The sequence below is a fragment of the Geothrix sp. PMB-07 genome, from assembly GCF_030758935.1.
In the GTDB taxonomy this organism is placed as follows: domain Bacteria; phylum Acidobacteriota; class Holophagae; order Holophagales; family Holophagaceae; genus Geothrix.
In genome coordinates, this window is record NZ_CP132333.1 from 61,483 (window position 1) to 83,823 (window position 22,341).

General features: G+C 63.9%; 17 protein-coding genes. 2 read left to right on the top strand and 15 right to left on the bottom strand.

The window, feature by feature from the left end; genetic code table 11:
• Positions 1-20: 20 nt before the first annotated feature.
• Genes Q9293_RS00320 through Q9293_RS00335 form a run of 4 tightly spaced genes read right to left on the bottom strand, consistent with a single transcriptional unit; the run spans position 21 to position 4,975 of the window.
• A complete protein-coding gene (locus Q9293_RS00320) occupies positions 21-1,805 on the bottom strand; it encodes a hypothetical protein (protein ID WP_306249174.1) in 1,785 nt (594 codons plus the stop codon).
• 13 nt (positions 1,806-1,818) lie between these two features.
• Positions 1,819-2,535 (bottom strand): HisA/HisF-related TIM barrel protein, encoded by a 717-nt coding sequence (locus tag Q9293_RS00325; protein ID WP_306249175.1) that lies wholly within the window; start codon positions 2,533-2,535, stop codon positions 1,819-1,821.
• 44 nt (positions 2,536-2,579) lie between these two features.
• Positions 2,580-3,290, bottom strand: coding sequence for a ribonuclease III family protein (locus tag Q9293_RS00330; protein ID WP_306249176.1), 711 nt, complete (start codon positions 3,288-3,290; stop codon positions 2,580-2,582).
• Positions 3,290-4,975, bottom strand: a complete 1,686-nt coding sequence (locus Q9293_RS00335) for a serine/threonine-protein kinase (protein ID WP_306249177.1) — start codon at positions 4,973-4,975, stop codon at positions 3,290-3,292. The genes Q9293_RS00330 and Q9293_RS00335 overlap by 1 nt, the downstream gene beginning before the upstream one ends.
• Positions 4,976-5,147: 172 nt before the next feature.
• Between Q9293_RS00335 and Q9293_RS00340 the strand changes: the two genes are divergently transcribed.
• The gene (locus tag Q9293_RS00340; protein ID WP_306249178.1) at positions 5,148-6,560 is read left to right on the top strand and encodes a tetratricopeptide repeat protein; all 1,413 of its coding nucleotides are present in this window, start codon (positions 5,148-5,150) and stop codon (positions 6,558-6,560) included.
• A gap of 140 nt (positions 6,561-6,700) precedes the next feature.
• Positions 6,701-7,468: a glycosyltransferase gene (locus Q9293_RS00345; RefSeq protein ID WP_306249179.1), complete on the top strand. Its 768-nt coding sequence runs from the start codon at positions 6,701-6,703 to the stop codon at positions 7,466-7,468.
• Here the strand turns inward: Q9293_RS00345 and Q9293_RS00350 are convergent.
• The 11 genes from Q9293_RS00350 to Q9293_RS00400 form a co-directional block, all read right to left on the bottom strand.
• Entirely contained in the window at positions 7,465-8,478 is a 1,014-nt protein-coding gene (locus tag Q9293_RS00350; RefSeq protein ID WP_306249180.1) for a glycosyltransferase family 32 protein, read from the bottom strand. The genes Q9293_RS00345 and Q9293_RS00350 overlap by 4 nt on opposite strands.
• On the bottom strand, positions 8,475-9,659 hold the full coding sequence (locus Q9293_RS00355; RefSeq protein ID WP_306249181.1) for a class I SAM-dependent methyltransferase: 1,185 nt from the start codon (positions 9,657-9,659) through the stop codon (positions 8,475-8,477). The genes Q9293_RS00350 and Q9293_RS00355 overlap by 4 nt, the downstream gene beginning before the upstream one ends.
• Before the next feature lie 87 nt (positions 9,660-9,746).
• Positions 9,747-13,040, bottom strand: coding sequence for an asparagine synthase (glutamine-hydrolyzing) (gene asnB, locus Q9293_RS00360; protein ID WP_306249182.1), 3,294 nt, complete (start codon positions 13,038-13,040; stop codon positions 9,747-9,749).
• A gap of 1 nt (position 13,041) precedes the next feature.
• On the bottom strand, positions 13,042-14,208 hold the full coding sequence (locus Q9293_RS00365; protein ID WP_306249183.1) for a glycosyltransferase family 4 protein: 1,167 nt from the start codon (positions 14,206-14,208) through the stop codon (positions 13,042-13,044).
• 60 nt (positions 14,209-14,268) lie between these two features.
• Positions 14,269-16,740 carry a hypothetical protein gene (locus Q9293_RS00370; RefSeq protein WP_306249184.1) on the bottom strand — a complete coding sequence of 824 codons (2,472 nt, stop codon included), beginning with the start codon at positions 16,738-16,740 and terminating at the stop codon, positions 14,269-14,271.
• Between the two features lie 61 nt (positions 16,741-16,801).
• The gene (locus Q9293_RS00375; protein WP_306249185.1) at positions 16,802-17,695 is read right to left on the bottom strand and encodes a methionyl-tRNA formyltransferase; all 894 of its coding nucleotides are present in this window, start codon (positions 17,693-17,695) and stop codon (positions 16,802-16,804) included.
• On the bottom strand, positions 17,692-18,660 hold the full coding sequence (locus Q9293_RS00380) for a GNAT family N-acetyltransferase (protein WP_306249186.1): 969 nt from the start codon (positions 18,658-18,660) through the stop codon (positions 17,692-17,694). Before Q9293_RS00380 ends, Q9293_RS00375 begins: the two co-directional genes overlap by 4 nt.
• A 48-nt stretch (positions 18,661-18,708) precedes the next feature.
• Positions 18,709-19,422, bottom strand: coding sequence for a hypothetical protein (locus Q9293_RS00385; protein WP_306249187.1), 714 nt, complete (start codon positions 19,420-19,422; stop codon positions 18,709-18,711).
• A complete protein-coding gene (locus tag Q9293_RS00390; RefSeq protein WP_306249188.1) occupies positions 19,419-20,192 on the bottom strand; it encodes a methionyl-tRNA formyltransferase in 774 nt (257 codons plus the stop codon). Before Q9293_RS00390 ends, Q9293_RS00385 begins: the two co-directional genes overlap by 4 nt.
• On the bottom strand, positions 20,189-21,139 hold the full coding sequence (locus Q9293_RS00395) for a class I SAM-dependent methyltransferase (RefSeq protein ID WP_306249189.1): 951 nt from the start codon (positions 21,137-21,139) through the stop codon (positions 20,189-20,191). The genes Q9293_RS00390 and Q9293_RS00395 overlap by 4 nt, the downstream gene beginning before the upstream one ends.
• 3 nt (positions 21,140-21,142) lie before the next feature.
• A complete protein-coding gene (locus tag Q9293_RS00400; RefSeq protein ID WP_306249190.1) occupies positions 21,143-22,339 on the bottom strand; it encodes a DegT/DnrJ/EryC1/StrS aminotransferase family protein in 1,197 nt (398 codons plus the stop codon).
• Between the last annotated feature and the right edge of the window lie 2 nt (positions 22,340-22,341).

Genomic DNA, 22,341 nt, shown 5'->3' on the forward strand with positions numbered 1-22,341 from the left:
ACCGGAGGGCCAGGGTGGCCTCAACCCAGGGCCCGAAGGGCGGCGGGAAGATGGGGGCTGCGGAGCAGTTGTTGCTGCTCCGCCTCAGAAAGCAGGCCCCAGATGCGCATGGAGGCATCCCGGGGGGTTTTGGGGTTAAGCAACAGCTCCGACATGATGGCCGCATGGGCCATGAGCACGGGATGGCCCGCGATCTGTTCCAGCACCGCCCTGGGGGTGAGCTTGTTCCGGGCCAGGCGGAGGAGGATGCCCGGATCCAGCTGCCGGTCCGCCACAAGGCTGCGCAGGGTTTCTTCATCCTGTAGCACTTCCTGGGGCAGATGGCGCAGCAATTCCCCGCCGGAGGAACGAATGGCTGAGATGCGCTCAGACACATCCATGTCCTGGTAGAGGTTGCGAAGGGTCACGAGGGCCTGGCGTTTGACTTCCAGGTGGAGGAGCCGCGGATCGCGAAGCACCTCGATGGCGGGCTTCACCCCCTTCAGCCGCCCCAGGAGCCGGAGGGCTGAGGCTTCGGAGATGAGGGGATGGTGCACCAGGGCCTCGGCCACCAGGGGATCTTCGGACCAGCCCATGTGGGAGGCGATGGTTTCCACGCGATCCCGGTCGAGACCCAGAGCCGTGGCGGCCAGCAGGCGCGGGCTCAGGGCAGGGTTCTCCAGGGCCAATTGGAAGACCTGGGGATTGGGGTCTTTGAGCACAAGGCTGATCTGCTCTTCCTGGGTGGCCTGGGTGGCGAGGAAGACCCGTTCTTCCATGGTGGCCCAGCGGCCCTCTTCGCCCCGCTCGGGCAGCGCCGTGGCGATGCCTGAGCGCTCGCGCTGCAGGCGGTCATAGAAGTACTTCACCACACGCAGCAGGTGCGGCGACTGCCGCTTGGCCCAGTAGGTGATGAACTGGTACTCGCTCTCATCCAGCTGGGTGAAAAAACTCACAATGCGGCGCAGGGCAGCGCGATCAGAGGCACCCTGCTCCAGGGCGGAGACCAGGTGCCCTGAGAGGGCCACCCGACGAGACAGATCCGCCGGACTGCCGGGCGCTTCCTGAAGGCCGGTCCGGATGGGTTCACGGAAGTACCAGCGGGCCTCGGCGTAGACCTCTTCGAAGAAGGCCGACTCGACGCTTTCGGCCAGGGCGCGGCAGATCAGATCCTCGGAGACCAGGGGGTTCTGGAGGGCTGTTTGACGCAGCTCCGCATCCGCGTTCACGAGGAAGGCGAGGAGTTCTTCCGGCTGAGCTGTCTGCCGGGCTCGTTCCAGGCTCCGGGCCCGGTCCAGGCCATCGGTGGGTGGTTGCTGGGGCAGGGCGGCAGGTAAGCTGGCAAGGGCCTCCCAGTCGGGATGCTCCTCGGGCAGCGGCGGCAACTCCAGCGTGCTGCCGGTGGCGGAGACCGTCTTCGCCAGTTGCTTGGCCAGCAGCTTCGCCACGGGCTTCAGGCTCGAGTTCAGCTGTGAGTAAAGGGCCTTCACCGATTCAGAGCGGTCCGCTTTTTCGGCGGCGGGGGCCTGATCCATCTCCCGCATCTGATCGAACAGCGAGACCACCATTTCGAGGTCGCGGCGGATGGCTTCAGGCGTGGATTCGTTTTCCGCCAGGCCCAGCAGGATGGGCCAGTGGGCCAGCCAGTGCGGCGTGCGGGCCATGAGGGTGAGCAGCCTCGGAGAGGCCAGGGACCGGGCCAGCCCCTCGAGCATGTGCACTTGACCTTCGGAGGGCAACTGGGGGCGCACCAAGGCCAGGTGATGAAAATGAATCCGTTCGGATTCCGCGAGGGTCTCCAGGAACGCGGACTCCTCTTCCCTCACGGCTCCTCCCAAATCAGGCGCAGGCGCCCTGGAGGAAGGCGAGAAGCCTGGGTTCCTGCTGGAACAGGAGGGCGTCCACCAGGGCACCCTTGAGGGCAGGGTGGTTCTGGACCGCTTCCAGGTGTTCTGGCGTGGTGATGCTGCCGCCCATGACCATGGGCAGGCCCGTGGCCGCCCCCAATTCCCGGGCAGTCTGGAAATCGGGTTCGGTGGAGCCCTGATCGGGAATGTCGATGAAGAGGAGGCGTTTGAAACCGTAGGCTTTCGCGCGCAGGGCCAGGTCGAGGGCCGTCAGGCCATCGGCATCCACCCAGCCGGAACGGTGCACCTTGCCCGCACGGGCATCAATGGCCGCTGTGAGGAAAGGCTGGAACCGCGCCATGAGCTGCTCGGCCACCATGGGCGACTTGTGGAGAATGGTGCCCGCCACCAGCCAGGTGGCGCCGAGATCGATGAAGTACTGGGCCTGGTCGGAGCTGCGGATGCCGCCGGCGATCTGGACGCAAACCTTGCGTTCCCGGGCATGGCAACGCTGGAGAATCTGGCCGATCAGCTCGCGGTTGTTGCCACGGCCCATGGCCGCATCCACATCCACCAAGGCCAGTCGGGTAGCCCCTTCCTCGATCAGTCGGCCGGCCAACTCCCAGGGTGTCAGCAGGCAGGACTCTCCCATGCCCGCGGTTGAAACCACACGGCCATTCTGGAGATTCAAGGTCGGGTAGATCTTCAAGCGCACATCCCCGTTGAGAGGCAAAGGGGAGTGTAACGCAAGGGTCACCGATCTGTGTGGGTTCCGAGCTGATCCAGCAGCAACTGGGCCGCCGTTCCCTCGGCCCGCTTGCGCGTGGGGCCCTCGGCCTGCGCCGTATGGGTGCCCACGGACACTTGCACCTTGAACCTGGGCGCATGGCCCGGGCCGGTCTGATCCAGCAGGAGATACTCGGGGGCAGGCAGGCCCAGCCGGGCGACGGTTTCCTGAAGGTGGGTCTTGGGATCCGTGCGGGTCCAGCTTTCGGGTTGGGCCTGGCGGATGGTCTCCAGGAACCGGGCCTCCACAAGGGATTGCACGGTCGAGGCGCCGTTCTGGCCGCTGGCCTGGGCATCCAGATAGATGGCGGCCAGGACAGCCTCCAGGGCATCCGCCAGGGGCTTGGGCCCCATGGGCGGCGCCTTGCGGGGGTGCGCGGCCTTGAGGGCCTGGTCGAGCCCCAGGGCCAGGGCCCAGTCGCGCAGAGCGTCCGTGCGGACCAGGACGCCGCGGAACTTGCTCATGGCGCCCTCCTGCCAGTCCCCGCGTTCCCGGTGCAGAACCAGCGCGACGGTGAAGTTCAGCAGGGCATCGCCCAGGAACTCCAGCCGCTGGTTGTCGCGGCCCGCGCCAGCGGACGTGTGCGTGAGCGCCTCCCGCAGAAGGGTTTGGTCTTTGAACGTGTAGGCCAGCCGGGCTTCCAGATCGCCCAGGTCATCCTTGCGTCGGGTCATCATCAATCCGCAAGGTCGGAGGGCAGTTTCCGGTTGAACCGGGCCTGATTGAGCACCGAGCGGAAGCGCACATTGCGTCCAGCCATCTGGCTGAGAATGCCCTGGCGGCGGGCCTCCCGCAGCTCCTGGACAAACTCCTCGTGGCGCCCCCGATCATAGAGCACCACCGCCAGCCAGGCGTGGGCGTTCACGTTGTAAGGGTCGGCCTTCAGCGCCTGCCGGAAGCCCTGGACGGCCTTATCCGGCTGGCTGTCCACCATCTGAATGGCTTCGCTCAGGGAAACATTGCCCAGGTTCTTGCGCTCATGGACTTCCAGCTTGTCGAGCTTCTCGGGCTGGTAGAGCTCCGGCTGGTCAATGGCTTTGGCGTCCACAGGCCTGGGCGGCAGGGGCCGGGATGGCTCGGGCCCGGGATTGCCCTTGGGCTCTGGCCGGGAGGGCAGGTCCACTGAAGGATGCAGGGGGCTGTCGGGTTTCTGAGGCGCGGCGGGCACGCCCTTGGCCGCGGCGACCGCTGTTGGTTGGGCCTTGGTGTCCTTGGGGGCGGGATCCTGATCGTGTGTGGGATCGGCCTTGGCTTCGGCTTGAAGGTTGGGGGCGGGGTTGACCCCGCGATCCTTCAATATCCACCAAGCCGTGCCGCCCACGCCGACCAGCACCAGGGCGGCGAGGCCAATCCAAAGGCCCTTTCCACCACCGCTGGACGGGGCCAGGGGACGGGGGGAGGGGACCGCTGGAGCGGCTGCCACGGGGGGCGCCGGTGGTACCACGGCGGGCCCGGGTGCCGTGATTTCCGGGGCTATGGGGCGCACCTGGGCAGTGGGCGCCGCATGAAGCTGGGTGGTGGCCTCTTCCAGTTGCCCCATCCAGGAAGGATCCTTGGCGGCGCGCAGGGACTTGGCGAGATCCTCGGCGGTCTGGAACCGTTCATCGGGATTCTTGCAGAGGGCGCGGTCCATGACCGAGCGGATGGCGGGGCTGATGCCGCGCAGCTTTTCCGTTTCGATGGGTTCGGGCGCTTCGTTGACAATCTTGTAAAGCACTGTGGGGGTCGTGTCCCCGGCGAAGGGCTTCCGGCCGCTCAGGCACTCATACAGCATCACGCCCACCGCGAAGAGGTCGCTGCGCGGATCGGGTTTGCCGGTGCGGATGTACTCCGGCGCCATGTAGCTCACAGTGCCCATGACCATGCCCGTGGCGGTCATGTCGGAATTGCTGATCTTGGCCACGCCGAAATCCATGACCTTGGCATGGAGGCGCTTGCCGTCCCGCTGGACGCGGACGTTGGTGGGCTTGATGTCCCGGTGCACGATGGCCTGCCGGTGGGCGAAGCCCAGGCCGTCACAGACCTGGGCGAGGATCTCCAGGGCCTCGGAGCGGGTGAGCGACTGCTCTTGGAGCAGTTCGTCCAGATCGTGGCCCCGGACGAACTCCATGGCGATATAGAGCACGCCCTGGTCCTCGCCGAATTCATAGATGGTCACCAGATTCGGGTGGTTCAACACGCCCGCGGCGCGAGCCTCCCGGGCGAAGCGCTCCTTGGCCTCGCCGCCCTGGGCCGCTGAAGGAAGGATGGTCTTGATGGCGACTTCGCGGCCGATGGAAGGATCCACGCCGAGGTAGACCTCGCCCATGGCGCCGTTCCCGAGGACGCGCTTGATCTCGAATTTCCCGAGTTTCTCGAACATGGGCGGACCCTTCCGGGTGCAGGTGATGGACAGTAGGACAGGATAGGTCCAGATGGCCACCTGGCCAAGGATTCGGCCATGGACTTGGGATAATTCGGCATGACCCCCCTGCTTTCAGGGCTGGCGAACTGGGCTGGAACATGCAAACTAGATCCCACCAGCTGGAGTGTCAGTGCCCGAAGTGCGCGTTCACCATTTTCTTCCAGCCCTCATGGGCTCCCTCCATCAGCAGCGGGCGGAGGGTGAGTTGGTGCTGGAGCAGAACGACGGCACCCGCCGCATGTACTGGGTGGAAGGCTCATTGAAGTACCTGCGCAGTGATGCGGTGGGCGAGCAATTCGGCAGCTTCCTGGTGCGCCGGGGCGTACTGGATATGGCCGCCCTGAAGGAACTGCTCGCGGATGGCGACGGGGCACGGGTGGGCGACCGAGTGGTGCAGTGGGGCCTGATGTCCCTGCGTGAGCGCGATGAGCGCCTCCACGAGTTGTTCGGTTCCCTGCTGCTGCATGCCATGGAACATCCCATTCTGAAGCTGACCTGGATTCCCGGTCCCCTCGCTGAAAACTTGGCAGGGGACATGCTGTTTCAGCTGGATCACCGCCGGGTGGTCTGGGAGATCTTCCAGAGCGCACAGGTGGACCAGGAGCTCGTGCAGATGTTCCTGAGCGAGCCGAACTGGCGCTGGGAGGCGGTGCCGAATCTGCTGGACGCGCTCAGCGATCTCCCCCTCACCCCGACCCTGGCTTACGCCCTGTCCCTGCTGGGGACAGAGCCCCTCGGCTGCGACACCATCTCCTCCCTGACGGGCTTGCCCCAGGAAAAGGCCGCCCGTCTGGTCGCGACCCTCTGGGCCCTTGGCGGCATGAACCTGGTCCAGGGCGACCTGCCCTTGGTGGAAAAGGCCGCGCTGGAAGCACCGGGCCCCGTCGCTGTGCCCGACATCGAGATCGAGCTGGAACCCGAACTGGAGCAGGACATTCAACTCGATCTCGGGGTGGATGATCCCATCTCCTCCGAAGGCTTCGGTTCCCAGGAGATCGACATCAGCCAGTCGGTGCAGGGGGCCACGCCAGCTCCAACGCTCGGCTCGGTTCTGGGGATGTCCTCGTCCGGTCCTCACGAGGACGAAGAACCGCCCGTTGGGGAAAGGGCCAGACGCCTGCTGATCAAGGCGAAGTCCTACATGATGCAGGATCGCACCAGTGAGGCCATCCGGGCCCTCGAGCAGGCCATCAAGCTGGATGGGGACACGCCCGGGGCCTATGAAACCTGGATGCTCCTGGGCCGGTTGAGGCTCAGCAATCCCGCTTGGTCCACCCGCGCCATCGAAGCGCTCCAGGTGGCCTCACGCCTGAACCCCCGCGCCGCGGAGCCCTGGGCCCTGATGGGTGAGCTCTATCACCGAAAGGGCTTCCACGCCAACGCCCAGGGCTGCTTTCGCCGGGCCCTGGAATTGGATCCTTCCGTGGCGGTCCCAGTGGGATGGTCGATGGTGGAAGAGACCGATCAGTCTCAAGGGGGCAAGGATGGTCAGGCGGGGCTCATGGGCCGCCTGAAGGGCATGTTTGGACGCGAAAAGGGCTGAGCGAACTCTGCCGGGTCCGACGGGTACGAATCCTGCAAAATTCGGTTTCTTCGACATGCCCTTAAAGGGCTCGAATGCCTTTGCCGGTTCCGCACCGGCTGATCCCACGTAACACCCATGACCTCCGGACGGGAGCAAGCATGAAAACCGATGTTTCAGTGGTCATGACGACCGTTTGTCGGGACTCGGTCTACCGGGCCGCAAGGTCTGTCTTTCAGCAGGACTATGAAGGGACGATCCAACTCATTCTTGGTGTCGATGTCGAGAAGTTCGGGGACTTCTCCGAAATCATTAGAAACCTGGCCGCGGAATGTCCTCCTCGCCGTGTCTTGACCCCCATCAACCTCGGCTATTCGACTTCGGCCCGGCATGGCGGGGTGCACAGCAGCTGGTACGGCGGCTCCTTGCGCACCGCCCTGAGTTTTTTGGCCTCGTCGGAATGGATCGCCTACCTGGATGACGACGACTGGTACGAGCCGCAGCACCTTCGCACCCTGCTGGCAGCCGCGCAGGGCAACAGCTGGGCATTTGCCCTGTCGAACTATGCGGATTCAAACGAAAACAGGATTCTCGGTGTGGACACGATCGAAAGCGTGGGCCCCAATCGCGGCGTGTATCGCGAAAAATTCGGCGGATTTGTGAGGCCATCGGCTTTGATGATCAACAAGATCAAACTCTCCCTCATCCTGCACCTGTGGTCGGTGGCTCCCTTTGCCACGGGCGATGGGGAAGACCGGCTGATCTTCAACGAACTCCGGAAATTCCCCGATTTCGGAGAGACGGGACTTCCAACCGTGAACTGTGCTCTGGATCCGGCGGATGGCATGCATGCGCACCGCCTGGCTTCCTTGTCGGCTCCTGTGGCCGCTTCTGGCCCCAAGCATCAGTCGCTGCGGAACCAGGCCTAGGCGTTTTGCCCTTGCCAACTCTGCGCCAGGCGGGAGCCCCAGGTTCCTCGCAGGCCCTGGATCACCTTTGAATCGGGGCGCACCCAGCTGACCTGCTGGAAGGCGCGGAGGTGTTGCCAAAGATCCGCGGCCTGCTCAACCCACACGATGGATGGAGGAGTGGCCTGCCCCCTTGGCTTCAGGGCCGCGTCGAGGGAGGCGCGGGCAGAAGCCGGATTCGCCAGCAGGAGCAGCGCCACAGGATCGTCTGCGGTAAAGGCCTGCACATAGCTGAGCAGGACGGCTTCCCAATCGGCGGACCCCCTATCCGGTTCGAGCAGGAAGGCTTGGGATTGGGGCGTGGGAGTGGTTCCGGCGACGCCTGGCGCTGTTCCACCGGCAGCATCAGCCAGGGTGTCGTAGGTTCCCAGGGTGGAGGCCCATGCCTGCTTGGCATAGACCGGCCCACTGCCCGTATAGGTCAACCCGGTGTAATGCTCGGGCATGAAGAAGTGGCTGGGGAGCACGGTGAGGTTGGAATAATTCTCGGCGATCCAGGTTTGAGTGAGGTAGAGCGGGCCCACGGACTGCCACGCGTCACGATCGGTGACGGTGGGCTGCTTGCGGAGGCCTTCGATCAGGGTGGCGAGAAAGCGCGTGCCGGGAATGGTTCCGAAATACCCGGCGGCGATCAGCCTGGGGCGGGCCAGTTCGTTTTCCCAGCTGGCGAAGGCTTCGCATTCCAGCAACCAGGCCGGGAGCGGCCGGACACAGCAGCTGTCGGCATCCACCAACACGCCGCCCTCTTCATGCAGGATCTCCCAGCGCATCATGTCCGCGACGCCATTCCATTCGCGCTTGGCCATGGCTTCCATGTGGTGCCCATTGATCCAGCGGCGGCCAGCCAGGTCTTCATTGCCCCAGAGTTTGACTTCCCAGTCGGGGTGGTGATCCACCCAGGTCTGGATGAATCGGTTGGGCCGCTTGGATTCATCCCCGACCCAGATGAGGTGGATGATCTTGGGGATCATGCCCTTCCCCGTTGAAGCAAAGCCCGGTTGAACCGGGCACCCATGGGCCCATCGAGCGGCGCGTCGGCAGAAGGTCCTGAGGCGACCCACTGCGCGTGATCGTAGTTCCGGAGGGTCTCCAGGAGCTCTTCCGGTTGATCGACAAGCACGATGTCCGGGAAGGCTTCGATGCCAGCCTGAGTGGCCAGCTCGAGGATGGCCTGCTGAACCGTTTCCAGCGGGTGGCCATGGGGATCGCTTCCATGCAGAAGCAGAATCAGGGCCACCGGCTCTCCCTGCCGGAAGGTCTCGAAGTAACTCAGGATGACTTCGAGCCATTCATCCCTGTCCCAGGCGGGGTCGTGGATGAATGCCTCGCGAACCGGCTGGATCTGGGGCCCAAGGGTTTTCAGCCAGAAGGAGCAACCGTTCCTTTCAATGCCACGCAGGGGGCCACCGGTCCATATCTCATCGAGAATGGAAATCAGTGGCTGGTCATAAATGATGAATTTACACGGTAAAATGATTTCCAGCTTAGGGCCCTGGGCCAAAAGATAACAAGCTAGACCGTATTGTTCAGAATAATAACGGTTTACCCAATCAGCAGGATAATCATAGGGGAGACAGATATCGTGGAAGTGAACCAGCACACCTGGAGAGAGCATGGGAAGGATGTCCAGGAAGCTGACCGTCGAATCGGAATTCATAAACATGCGGTGCGAGTTGTCGAAGAACAGAATGTCGCCTTCGCCGAGTAGCGAAAACACTTCGAGATCAACCTCCTCGCAACGCTTCCGGATGACCTGATCGCAGAGGGCATCGATCTCGGCCCGCGGATCCGGATCAATGGAGATGATTTTGGTTTTGAGGCCATGGTCTGAGATGGCCTTCCGGGCGAACTTGGTCGAATTTCCGGATCCAACCTCAATGTAATAATTGGGATTGTTTTTTGCGAGAAAGCAATAGAGTGCCATGCTGTCCAGCGGCGGGATCCATCCGTTCTCCCAGTTGGGTTGAGCGGGGGTGTTGGCCGGAGTGACCGGAATTTGCTTGAAATGAGGAATGAGCGATCGAATCTCTTGGAGCCACTTCGCGTACACCTCGCGGTTTTGATTGATGATGGCGTACAGGTGACGATTGGGCTTCTCGACGGGGTACCTGGGCTTGGAAACGAAGGGATAATCCAAAGTGATTTGATACATAACGGGCGGCGCTCCAGGGGCTTCAATGCAATTCATTCAGACATAGGTGGTTATAACAAATGAGGCTTTTCCTCTGTAGAAGTTTATCTAGGCGTGATTTTTCAGGGATTGAGAGAGTTGTTGGCCCAGGATACCCCTCAGGCTTTCGACATTCCACTGACCAGAGCGTACCCAGCTGATGTGGGGGTAGGGCTTGATCTGCTCGAGGATCTCTTCGGGCCGATCCACGAGGACCACTTTGGGAAAGGCTTCCTGGTTCATGCTGGCCATCACTTCGAGTACGGATTGTCCCGCCTCCGCCGGGTCGATCTGTCCGGGTTGGGTAGGATCGATGAGGATGATCAGGGCCACGGGATCGTCTGGGCTGAATGCGGTGAGGTAGCCGTGCAGCACTTCGACCCATTCATAGGCGTTCCACTCGGGCTCGAACAGGAAGGCCTGAGCGGCGGGTTGGGACGCGTGGAAATCTGACGCGCCCGGGGCTGGATGAAGGCGCGCGAGGGCCTGCTTGAAAAAGCGCCGGTAGTCCTCCATGCGCGCGCGCCAATCGAAATGGCCGCAGACGGATTCCCGGGCCCGGGCACCCAGCCTTTGGCGCAGCGCCGGATCATCCCGCAGACGAAGAATGGCCTGGGAGATGGCCTCGAAATCACGGGGCACGATGAGAGCACTGAGACCGTCTTCCAGGAATTCAGGCACCGTGCCCACGTCGGTGGTCACGATGGCCCGGGCCATGGAAGCTGCCTCCATCAAGGAGTTGTTGTGCCCTTCGCTGGCCGATGTGCAGATGTAGACATCGATTGACTCATAGAATCCCCGCATCTCGTCGAGGGTCAGCATGCGGTCGCTGTAGCCGCAGATCTCAAGCTCGACGCCTGGCAGGGTGGCCAGGGGGGCGATGAAGGCGTCATAACCTTTGATGGCCGCAGCCCGGTTGCCGGCCCAGCCCACCCGGAGCTTGCCCGGCGTGGCCTGGGGGGCATGCCGTGAGGAGAAGAACTCCGTGTCCACGCCATGGGGAAGGGCCAGCGCGGCGGGAAGCTCCGGCTGGAAGATGCTCAGCAGGCGCTGCGACACCACGTAGACGCCGCCCTGGTAGAGCTGGTTCAGATGCTGCGCCAGCGCGGAAGGCTCCCAGCCATCCCAGCTCGTATGGGAGCGGATGCCCGCCACCCACTTGGCTGGAGTGCGCACATGTTCCGGATTGACCATGTGCCACTCCAGGGGGTGGATGAGGTCATAGCGCGCCTCGTCTACGGGCTGGCCCCGGAATTTGATGTCCATGCCGTAGGCGATGTCGATGTCGAACTCGTCCGCCAGGCGTTCCTGCATCACGTGGGCGTGGCGGTCGAAGATCCAGTTGGGCACGTCCGCGATGATGAGGAGACGGGGCCGGCGGGGTGGTGGCCCCGGGGGATTCAGGGCCAGCCACTGGGACCCGATGATGCCCGCGGGGGAATGGGGCCACTGCGCTACGAGCTGTCTCAGCCCCCGGCGGGCGGCGCGCAAATCGCCCCTTTCCGCGGCTTTTGTCACGAGATCAGCGGCCTGCACGGGCGTTTCGGCCCTTTCCTCGGCCGGGGCTTTCGAATGGATTTCAGCGGGCTGCGCCTTCGACGGAAGGGGCAGATCCCGGTGCTGGCGCAGCCATTCTTCCAGGAAGAGCAGCAGCCAGAGGGTCGGTGTGGCCGCACCCTCCAGCAGGGTCTTCATGACCGTTGGGCGGAAGTACTCTCTCAGGGAAGAATCCTCGCCCAGCAAGCGCGCCATCAACTTGCTGTAGGCCTCTCCGCCAGGGGCGAGCCACCGCGCCACAGGCATGGCGAAGCCCATCTTGGGGCGGTTGAGGAACGCATCGGGGAAGAAGCGACGGGCCACCCGTTTCAGCATGGCCTTCCGGTTCCAGGAACCGTCTCCGGCTCGGATCATGGAAAAGGAGGAAGGCAGTTTCGCGGCCTCTTCGATCACCCGGAGATCCACGAAGGGCGTCCGGACTTCGAGCCCGTGCATCATGCTGGCGATGTCGACCTTGGTGAGGATGTCGAAAGGCAGGTAGGTGTTGATGTCCATGTACTGCACGCGGGCCAGGCCGGAAAACGATTGGGACTCCGACCACAGCTGCTCGAAAAGCTCCTGGCGCGGCTGGAAGGCGGACTGGAATTCGGGCCGCCACAGGGCGGACCGGACGGGCCCATCGGTGTAGTGGATGCACCGGATCCAGTCGTAGACGTTGGAGGTCGGGTTGGACATCCAGGAGGCCTGGGTTCCATAGCCCGCGAACAGCTCATCGGCGCCATCACCCGAGAGCACCATGGGCACGCTGGCCCGGGCCAGCTTGCACACGTGCCAGGTGGGCAGGGCCGAGCTGTCGCCGAAGGGTTCGCCGTAGTGCTGCACCAGGCTTGGCAGGAGCGACAGTGCATCGCTGCCCATTTCGCCCCGCGTGTGGATCGTTGCGCAGGTTTTGGCGGCGAAGGCCGCATAGCTGGTTTCGTCGAATTCCGATTCCTTGAACCCGATGCTGAAGGTGCGCACGCGGTCGCTGAGGAGTTCGCTCATTTCGGCCACGACAAGGCTGGAATCCACTCCGCCGGACAGGAAGGCGCCGAAGGGCACATCGGACATCAGGTGGGCATCCACCGATTCCTTCACCACGGTGGCAATGCGCTCCTCCCAGTCGGCGGCCGATACGCCGGGTTCGGGGTCGAAGCGCATGGACCAGTAGCGGCGGGGCTTTTCCACCGCTCCGTCGAAACCCACCCGCAGGCGGTGCGCCGGAGGCAGCTTCCGGATCTGGCGATAGGCGCTGCTCGGGGAGGGGATGTATTGCAGCCAGAGGTACTGGTCGATGGCGGTCAAATCCAGGGACCCGTTGAAGCCTGGTGTGAGCAGCAGCGGGCTGATCTCGGAGCCGAAGGAGATGGCCTCCTCGGTCTCGCACCAGACCAGGGGCTTGATGCCGAAGTGATCCCGAGCCAGGAAGACGCAGCCCTGGCGATAATCCGCAATGCCAAAGGCGAACATGCCCCGGAAGCGATCCACGCAGCAGTCGCCCCACTCTTCCCAGGCGTGGATGACCACCTCGGTGTCCGAGCGGGTCTTGAACTGGTGCCCGCGGCTCTGGAGCTGGGTCATCAGTTCCTTGTAGTTGTAGATCTCGCCGTTGAACGTGATCCAGACCGACCCGTCCTCGTTGCTCATGGGCTGGTGCCCGCCGGTGGGATCGATGATGGAGAGGCGGCGATGGCCAAGCCCCACCGGGCCTTCGATGCGAACGCCTTCACCGTCTGGTCCGCGGTGGGCGATCCGGCGGGTCATGTTCCGGAGGATGTCCTCGGGGTAGATTCCGCCCTTGGTGATCAGGCCGACGATTCCACACATATCAGCGCTCCGCCTTCCCGGCTTCGGTCAGCACACGGTCCATGGTCGCCACCAGGACCTGTTGAACGGCCTGGGGGGAGTGGCAGGTTCGGGCGCGCTGGAAGGCCCGGGAGGCCAGGCCATCCAGCCAGGCAGAATCCCGCCGCGCCCGGTTCAGCAAAGCCAGGAACCGGTCCACGTCGCCGTGGGCGCTGGCCGCGCAACCGTGATCGGCGCACCAGCCATCCGGATCGGCGCTGAGAAAGAGGGTGGGGCAGCCCACCATGGCGCCCTGGAGCATCAGGTTTGGAAAGCCTTCCAGGGGGCTCGTGTTGACCATGGCGCGGGAGGAAACCATGAGTGAGCGTAGCTCCTCCTGGCTGCCGAGACGGTCTGACAGGATCACATTCGGGGGCAGGTTGGAGCGCCAGGGCTCTGGAAGGGCCTGGAGCCCTCCGTTGCTGACCATGCGGAACGTGGCGTGTTCCATGTCCCGCGCCAGCTCGAAGAGGATGTCGGGGTTTTTGTCGGCGAGGGGACGGCCCACCCACAGGAAATCGAAGGCTGGATTCCCACTCCGGGCCGGTGCGTCGCGCTCCTGTTCCCAGCCCGCTGGAATGGGATTGGGCACCAGGGTGGCGATCCTGCCCACCTGGCGGTACAGCCGATCCTTCTGCCACTGGGTCTGGGCGAGCACCTCGGTGGCCCGGTGCAGGGCCTCCCAGGCGTGGAATTCCGGAACGAGGTATTCGTTCAGGATCATCGATCCGTTGAAGACCGAGTCGCGCAGGCTCTGGTCCGAAGCGATGCCCACCACGGCGGGAAGCCCCAGCTGCCGGGCCTGCCGGGTCATCTCGTAGGACACCTCGTTCGCGCCCAGCGACACGAAGCAGTCGGCCTGAAAGCCTGCGTACAGGTCTGTGATTTCGGGATTCGCCTGGAGGCTGTGGAAGGCGTGACGGGGGATCTGAAACAGGCCCAGGCCCTCCTTTGAGGTTTCAGGGAAGGGCAGATCCGGTTCGTTCAGCACGGCAAAGGAAACCCTGAAGCGGCCTGAGTCGATCAGCATCCGGGCGAAGGTCAGGGCGCGCACTTCGGCCCCGCCAAACGGCATCTTCGCGCCAGGGGTCAACAGACCCAGGGCGTTGATTTGGACGAAACAGATGCTGGGTTTGCCGGGTGCAGTCATGGGGCGTACCTTGGCGCAGATAGACCCTTTCCGTCAAAAGGACGATGGAGCCCTCAGGAGTTAGCAACCTTCGCGCCACCATGCGGTTCGCAACTGGTCGAAGCAGGCCTGCAAGGCATCTGGGGGGATGGGGTCCTTGGGAAGCCACGTGGCCCAGGGGTGATCCGGCAATTGATCCAGGAGCTCGGAGGGGTGGTCGAGGAGGATCACCACAGGGAATGTCTCTCGGCCCGTTTCGGCCAGCACCTGCATCACGGCCTCCCCCACCTCGGCCGGAGGCGGTGAAGACACCAGGCCGCCTGGATCCGGCACGAGGATCAGGGCCACGGGATCGCTGGGCGCGAAGGTCTCAAGGTAGGCCCGCAGCGTTCGGGTCCATCCGGGGTTCTCCCAGCGTGGCGCATACAGGAGGGCCGTTGAAGTGGGTCTGGGGCCTGCTGGGTGGCCGGTGTCGCAGGCGGCTCGGAACCAGGGGCCTGTGAAAGGGGAACAGAGGTCTTCGCCAGGTGCCGGGGCAGGGGGAACCCAGTGGAGGCACTGAAAGGCTCGGAGGCTTGTCAGCAGGTCGTCGGACCTTTCGAGCAGCGCAACGACGGGTGCCGCGCCTGGTGTCGCGGCACCGATGGCTGAGGCTAAGGCCTGCCCGGCGGCCTCTGCCGTGGGTGTCCCAGGTAGGCTTTCGTCGTGGAGGAGAAAGAGGGCCACCGGTTCCTCCGGATGGAAGGCGTTCAGATAGCCATTCAGTGCAGCCTCCCAAGAAGCGGAGGCCCAGTCAGGGGATAGCAGGAAGGCATCGCCGGTCGGGGGTGCTTCCGCCGTGCGCATCTGGAAAACCACGTCCAGATGGGTCGCGAGGAGTGCTTCATCGGTTGGGAAGATCCGAAGCATGGCCTCCAGCCCCTCCCTGGCGGCATGGAGGTTGTTCTCAGCTAGGGCCTTCCGCGTGGTTTGATCCAGCTCCTCCAGGGTGCGCTTCCTGAGGAAGAGCATCAGGTTGGGGGTTTCCATGATGAGCAGGAAGGTGTTCCAGAACTCGCGGGAATCCTTGATCAGCCTGAGCAGGTAGTGTGTCAGCCCGCCCCGTTCCGCCAGCACGTACTCGACCTGATAGCGTTCGGCGAGGGCGTGGAAATCCCCGCCCGGATAGGGGTAGTTGCCACAGGCTTCGAGCAGCTCGTCCAAAGGCAGCAGCCTTGTGTCGATCATGGCCGCGGTCAGGACGGGATGGGGCGCACGGTGCAGGGCCTGCCAGTAGACGTTGCCCAGCGGCAGCAAAGGGCCCGGCGGAAGCTGGCGAAGGCGGTCAAAGAGGGCTTCGGATTGGTGGTAGTCCTCCTCGACCGGGCGCAGGGCATTCAGGTAGTCGCGCACGAAATAGACCGCGGACAGGACGGAGTAGGCGCCGAGCACCACGAGCAGCCAGGGCGCCGCAGTCCAGGCACCGAGCGTGAACAGCAGCAGGGAAGGAAGGGTGATGGCCTCGAGGTACCGCTCGCCTTCACCCAGGAACAACAGGCCCTTCTGCTTGGTGAGCAGGGCCCAGAGGACGCCGCATCCTGCCCAGACGAGCAGGAATCGCGCGTCGCCGTGAACCAGGTGCTTCCAGGGTGTGAGAAGCGGAAAGAGGACGATCTGGGGAAAGACCGTGACGAGCAGATGCAGGTAGTGCCTCGAGTGAAAGTACCAATCGAGGAAGGCGTGGAACTCCCCGCGGACCAGCTGCCCCACGGCCGTTCGGAGGCCTTCCAGGTAGCTTCGGAACGTCAGGATGTGCGGGTAAAGGAAGATTTTTTGGAGATGGGTGAAGTAGACGGTGGAATGCGCAAGGCGGCCTCGGAGAATGTGCAGCGTCTTTCCGCCGGTTATCAGGGCCGAGGTCAGGAGGCAGGTGGCCATCAAGAGCAGGTGAAGCGGCGATATGAGCAGAGTGAAACCCAGCCCGAAGAGCAGAAACACCTGAGTGGAGAAGGTGGCCGTAAAGAGGAGCACGGCCCCGGCGAGCACGCTCACCCCGAGCCAGGCGGGGTGGCCAGTGGTCCAACCCACATAGGCGGATAGGATGTGGGTGAGGAACAGGGCCTGCCCAGGGACCCGCGCACTGCCGTTGTAGGCTCGGGGGCCGGAGCCGATGCGCAGGAGGGCAGGGGCGAAGGCGTAAAGGCTGGCCGTGGTCAAAGCGACCCAAGGCGCGTTTGAGGCACCACCCCGCGTGGCGAACCACGAGCTGGCGGCGTAGACAATGACGAGAATCAGAGTGTCGAAAACGGCCCCCGTCGCGCGTTCCACCCAGGCCCGGGCGGAGGAAGGGAAGAGCGCGAGAAGGAAGTGGTAGCCGCAGGGATAGGTGTATTCGTTCTTCAGCAGCACGCCCGGGAGGGTGGGGGGAAGGCGGAACCGCCGCGATCGAATGAGCTCTGCACAGTACAGGTGATAGTAGGTATCCGACACGATGGCATTCTGCCGGAAGCACCGGGGGAGGAACCGGATGAGAAAGGTCACCACGGCCAGAAGCGCGAGAAGGCTCAAAGGCATGTGCGCTCCAGGCTGGAACTCAGATCATTCTGTCGCGTCGAGGCTGGCTTCCTGGATGGACTCATCCTGTGGCTCCCTCAAATACGTATCCGGGCTGGCCGCGGAATTCACAGCACTCCCCATCGGCACCCAGGGTCCACGCCGCTCTCACACGCAGGGGGCGGTCTGCGCATTGCACGAGCAGGCCGTTGCCATTGAGGCACGCCAGCAGGGAGCCAGGCTGGATCTCAGAAGGAGGCTCTGGGGTCCACTCGCTGGGACCGATGAACACGGGGATGCCTTGAAGGAGGGTGAAGGCGCCCCGGGTGTACGGCGGTGCCTGGGACCGGATGAAGTTGTGGATGGCCAGGGCCGACCGGTTCCAGTCGATCCTGCCATCCGCCAAGGTCCGCTTGCGAAACCTGGTTGCCTTGGATTCATCCTGGGGGGTGAAGGAAAGTTCGCCCCGGCCGAATTGTGCGAGCGATTCCGGAATCCACGCAGGCAACAGGGCATCGGCCTTCTGAAACACGTCGTTGATGGTTTCATCGAGGCCCACCTGGAAGGCACGCTGGCATAGGATGGGGCCTGCGTCTGGAACGCGGCCCGCGCGGTGCAAGGTGTAGCCCACCTGCGATTCACCATGGATGAGGGCCCAGGTGAAAGCGTGCAGGCCCCGGTAGGCGGGCAGCAGCGAATTGTGGCAGTTGAGGAAGAGCTGCCGGTCCAGCAGCTCGGGTTCGATGAGCTCCGGATAGGACAGCAACAGCACACAGTCGACGGGGGCGCGCGTCAGGAGCAGGGCGGGTGCCGTGTCTCCGGCGCAGCAGGGAACCACTCCCGCCGCCGTGCGAAGGCCCGCCAGACAGGCGTTATCGGTGCAGAGAACATGGCCGAGCTCGACACCGGCACGGCGGATGGCCGCCACGACGGCCGCTGCGGGTCCGCGCCCGGAGGTCCAAACCCCGAACCTCACAGCGCCACCCCGAAGGTGTCGCGGAAATACCCTGAGGCGCCGAAGCTTTCCTTGAACTCGCTGAGGCTGGCGTTGACGACCATCTGGCTCGAGGAGCACCCAAGGTCGAGGTGGGTCCGTCCCGTCTCAAGGCACCACTGGATGGCATCGAGGGTGAGGAGCGTGAGGGCACTGGTATGCGCGTATTCCCGTGGACAGCTGGGATAGAAGGAGGTGATGCAGGTAGGACTGCAAAGGAAGACGTTGGCGGCCACGGGCACCCCTTCCAGCCAGGCGAGATCGACCTTGAGAAAGTTGGGATCGATGGTCCGGATGGCCCTCAAGTCGGCTTCTGAATGGGTGATGCCCTCACGTCCCAGCTGCTGCTTGGCCCGGACCACCAGCGCGTAGGCCGTTTCGAGAGGCGCGTTCCGCTGGAGGGTCACTCCAAGCCTCCGCGCTTTGCGGGCCTGCGTCCGAGTGGATGAGTCGAGAGGGAGGAAGGGGTCGCTCACCCCCCCGAGATTGATGGCGTGGGTGATCTCGCGGTTCCTCAAGGTGAACCCTCGGCTGCAGAGGGCGAACTCTGCAGCATTGGTGTAGGACCTCGCATAGCAGGCAGGGGGCGTGGTGATCAGGCACTCATGAACGCCCTGGTCCCGAAGGTGTTCCATCAATTGATCCACCAGCTCCAGCGCGTATTTGAGCCGCAGCTTGGGGCCGTGCACGAATCCACCGATGCTTGCGCCGAAGGGTGACCGTGCGACCTTCCGACCCTCCTCCAGAAAGATGCCCAGCGGGAGGACGGCGAAGAGGGTGCTTCCCTTCCGCCAGACCAGGTGATGGGCGGTCTCCTTGAATCGAGCACTGTGGTATCCCAGGAAATCCTGCCGGTGGAAGAGTGAACCGTTGACAGCGCCTGCCACGAAGGCATCCCAGGCCTGTGCCTCGCCGGGCGCCAGGCGGCTAAGCGACAGGCCGGCCATGCCGGGCCTCCGTGGGACCGGGAAACCCGGCCATGCCTGCGAAGCGGCTCATGGGCACGACTCCTCGAATGACCCCTCGGTCAATGCACCAAGGCACGTCGGTCGCAGATCCAGATGGGCAGCCTCCTTCAGAAGGGAGAGGAGAAGGTCGCGAACGCCGGGAACAGTGGAGCGGTTGCGGTGATCCAGCAGGGCCTTGGGATTCTGGAAGTGGGGGCGTGCGGTTTCATAGCGGTCGAGGGTTTCGGTGTTCAGGTAGATGTGAATGGGGTGGAAGTTGAGGATGTTCAGCCCCCGGCCGAGATCCAGACCCAGGGCATCGAAGGGCCTGCCGTAGAGGCAGTGCACATCGTCCTCCCAGTTGAAGGGGATGCGGAGCAGTCCGTTCCAGAGCCGCACCGGCGAGAGCGAACGAGCATAGGGGAGCAAGGTGTTGGCCTCGTAGGCCAGGCCCTGCTCTCGGAAGAGGGCGGCGAGACGGGAACTGGAGGTCAGGGAATGGGAACGCACCCCGATTGCGCCGGGGTAGTGGTGCTGGAGCTCTGCGAGAATGCTGGAAGCATGGCCGGTTCCGGCGCCCTCCAGAAGCGGGTTGAAGTTGGGGTGCAGGCCCACTTCGATTCCGGAGGCGGTCCGTTGAAGGAGCGGCGTGGCATGCGTGGCGAATACCGTGCAGAGCACCCCGTGGTGGGCGAAAAGCTCGAGGGTGTCGGCCAGCACGGCATCTGGGGCCCAATCGAGGTCGCAGGTAAAGGCGATCACGGCACCACCTCTGCATCCCACAGGATGACCTTTCGGCCTTCGATAAAGGTGAAGGCCCCTGGGTAGGGACGGGTCTGCGCGCGGATGAAGTTCCGGATCCGCCGGGAATCCCAGGTCCAGTCGATGAGCCCATCCTCCGGGGAGCGCTGGGGCATCCGGAAGGCCTCCTCTTCCCGCTGGACGATGCGCAGTGCGGTCCCTTCCTTGATTCGAGGAAGTGCTTCGGAAAGGAGATCGAGAGACGCGGCTTCAGCGGACTTCAAGACCTCCTTGATGGTGTCACCCTCGCCGATCTCGAAGGACTTTTGGAGGATCAGGTCGCCGTTATCGACGCCTTCTCCGAAATGAAACAGGCTTACCCCGGTCTCACGTTCTCCTTGGATCATCGCCCAGACCAGCGGCGCTCCCCCGCGGTACTTGGGCAAGAGCGAGGCGTGGATGCCGATGCACCCCAGAGGTGCGAGATCCCGCATGGATTTCGGGATCATGTGGTACCAGCCAATGCAGATGATTAGATCCGGGGCCATGTGAGTCAGGTGGGGTTGGCATTCCCGCATCCCGTGCGCGGCTTCAACCACGGGAATCCCGTGTTGGGCGGCCAGCCCATGGAAGTCGGCGTGCAGGACATTGACCACCGGCTTCGAGGAATAGGAGATGTTGAATGCGGCGGGAAGGGTGAAGATGCCCACTATCTCGCCCAGGCCCTGGTCAAGGATGTGGGCGCAGCAGCGCCGCCCCAGTTCGGAAGCTCCGAAAAAGGCGATTCTCATAGCCTTTTCTCCGCAACCATCGTGATGCCCGCCTCCTCCACCGCCACGCGGGCAGGAAAGAGCCCCGCCTCGCAGGTCCAGGCCTCCACCTGCTCTGGGGTTTGCCGATGGCAGTTCAAGGGGCGGAACCAGTCAAAGTTGACATGGTTCATCTCATCCTGCGACCAGTCGGGGCGGAAATAGGCTTTGCAGATGTGCCAATAGAAAAACCGCTGCAGATCCATCCTTCCCTTTCGGATGCCCAAAATGGGGATGTCGGCGGGGATGTCGATTTCCGCTTCCATCTGCCCCAGCGCCATCCCGAGTTGGGTCAGGCCCTGGAGGGCCTCCCAGGCTTCTGCATCCGGCAAGGGACGGAGGTGTTCACGGATCAAGTCGTCGGTGAATTCCCGGATGGGCGCCTTCTTGGCGTAGACATAGAAGAGGAAGCGCCCACCTGGCTTGAGCTTCTTCGCCAGGGCCTTGATGGCCCGTTCGGTGCTGTCGGTGTGGTGGAGCACGCCTTCGGAAAAAATGAGGTCAAAGGTGTCGTCTGGCACGGGTAGATCCATGAGGTCGCAGCGGAGGAAGTCGCCGGGAAGGCCTTGCTCCTGGAATCGCTGCCGACCCACATCTACCGCTGCGGACAGATCCACACCGAGGTAGTCGTGATCCCGCAGGCGTTGGCCGAAAAAGAGAAGGGCCGAATGTCCGGCACCGCAACCGGCATCCAGAATCAGCCGCCGGCCGCTGGCTGGATCCAACCACTGGTCGAGCTGAGTCGCATCACCGCCGCAGTACCGGTCAAACAGCCAGGTCTGGGCGGCTCGTTGGACGGCCTCGCTCTCGTAGGTGTGGCGCTTGGCCCATTTGAATCCGAAGGCCTCTTGGGTTTGTTCCTGATCCCCCGACCGGGGGTTTTCCGGAGCTCTGAGGCGCTCGAGGTGGAGGCGGGCCAGGGCAGACATGCTTCACACCTCCTTGGCCAAGTTGAGCAAGGATTCCACCACGAGGTTGAACTCCCCGTCCGTCATCCCGACGTACAAAGGGAGCGCAATGCTGAGTCGATCAGCGGCGTAGGCCTTCGGGAAATCGGCATCGGCCAGGCCATATCGCGCCTGGTAGTACTCCAGGGTGGGAACCGCGTGGGTGCCCTGCCGGGTGGCGATGCCCAGGGATTCCAGGCGGGCCATCAGGGTGTTGCGACGGCGGTTCAGCCGATCCACGCCAGCGAGGCTCAGCTGATCCACGGCTTCGCCCCCGTGGTAGAGGCAGACGTAGGACTGGTAGCCGTGGACATGGCCGGGAGGAACGAGGGTGGGGCTGAGGGCGCCGCAGCCCTGGAGCGCCGCGTCATAGCGGGCCGCTAGTGTGGTCCTGGCCTCCAGAATCCGCGCGACCTTGCCCATCTGGGCCACCCCGAGGGCACCTTGGAGATCGGTCATACGGTAGTTGTAGCCCCGCGCGGCGAAGCCCGGAAGGAGGGATCCGCCCTCTTCCTGATGGCGCTGAAGGTCGCTCTTCCCAGCGCCGTGATCACGCAACGAGGAGAGGGTGCCAGCTAGGCGGCCATCGGCCGTGGTGACCATGCCGCCCTCGCCCGTGGTGATGCTCTTTCTGGGATGGAAGGAGAAGCATCCGGCATCGCCGAAGGTGCCCGCATGCTGGCCGCCCAGGCGTGCGCCCAGCCCGCAGGCGGCATCCTCCACCACCTTCAGTTGGTAGCGGCGAGCCAGATCCATCACCCGGGGCATGTCCACGCAGAGGCCGAAGAGGTGGACGGGCATGATGGCGCGAATGGTGCGGCCGCCATCCGCTTCCAGCAGGGCCTCGGCCTGGTTCAGGTCGAGGTTGAAGGTCGCGAGGTCGATGTCGCAGAAGGCCACGCGGGCGCCGGTGTATTCCACGGCATTGGCGCTGGCGATGTAGGTGAAGGAAGGTACGATCACGCGATCACCCGGGCCGATGCCCAGGCCTTCCAGGGCCAGGTGCAGGGCCGTGGTGCAGTTGGAGGTGGCCTTGGCGAACGGCGCGCCGGTGAAGGCTCCAAAGAGTCGCTCGAACTCCGCCACATAGGGCCCCTGCACCAGCCATCCGCTTTCCAGGGGCTTCCGCACGAGCTCGAATTCGGTCTCATCGAAGCAGGGGCGGGTGATGGGAATGGGCACGG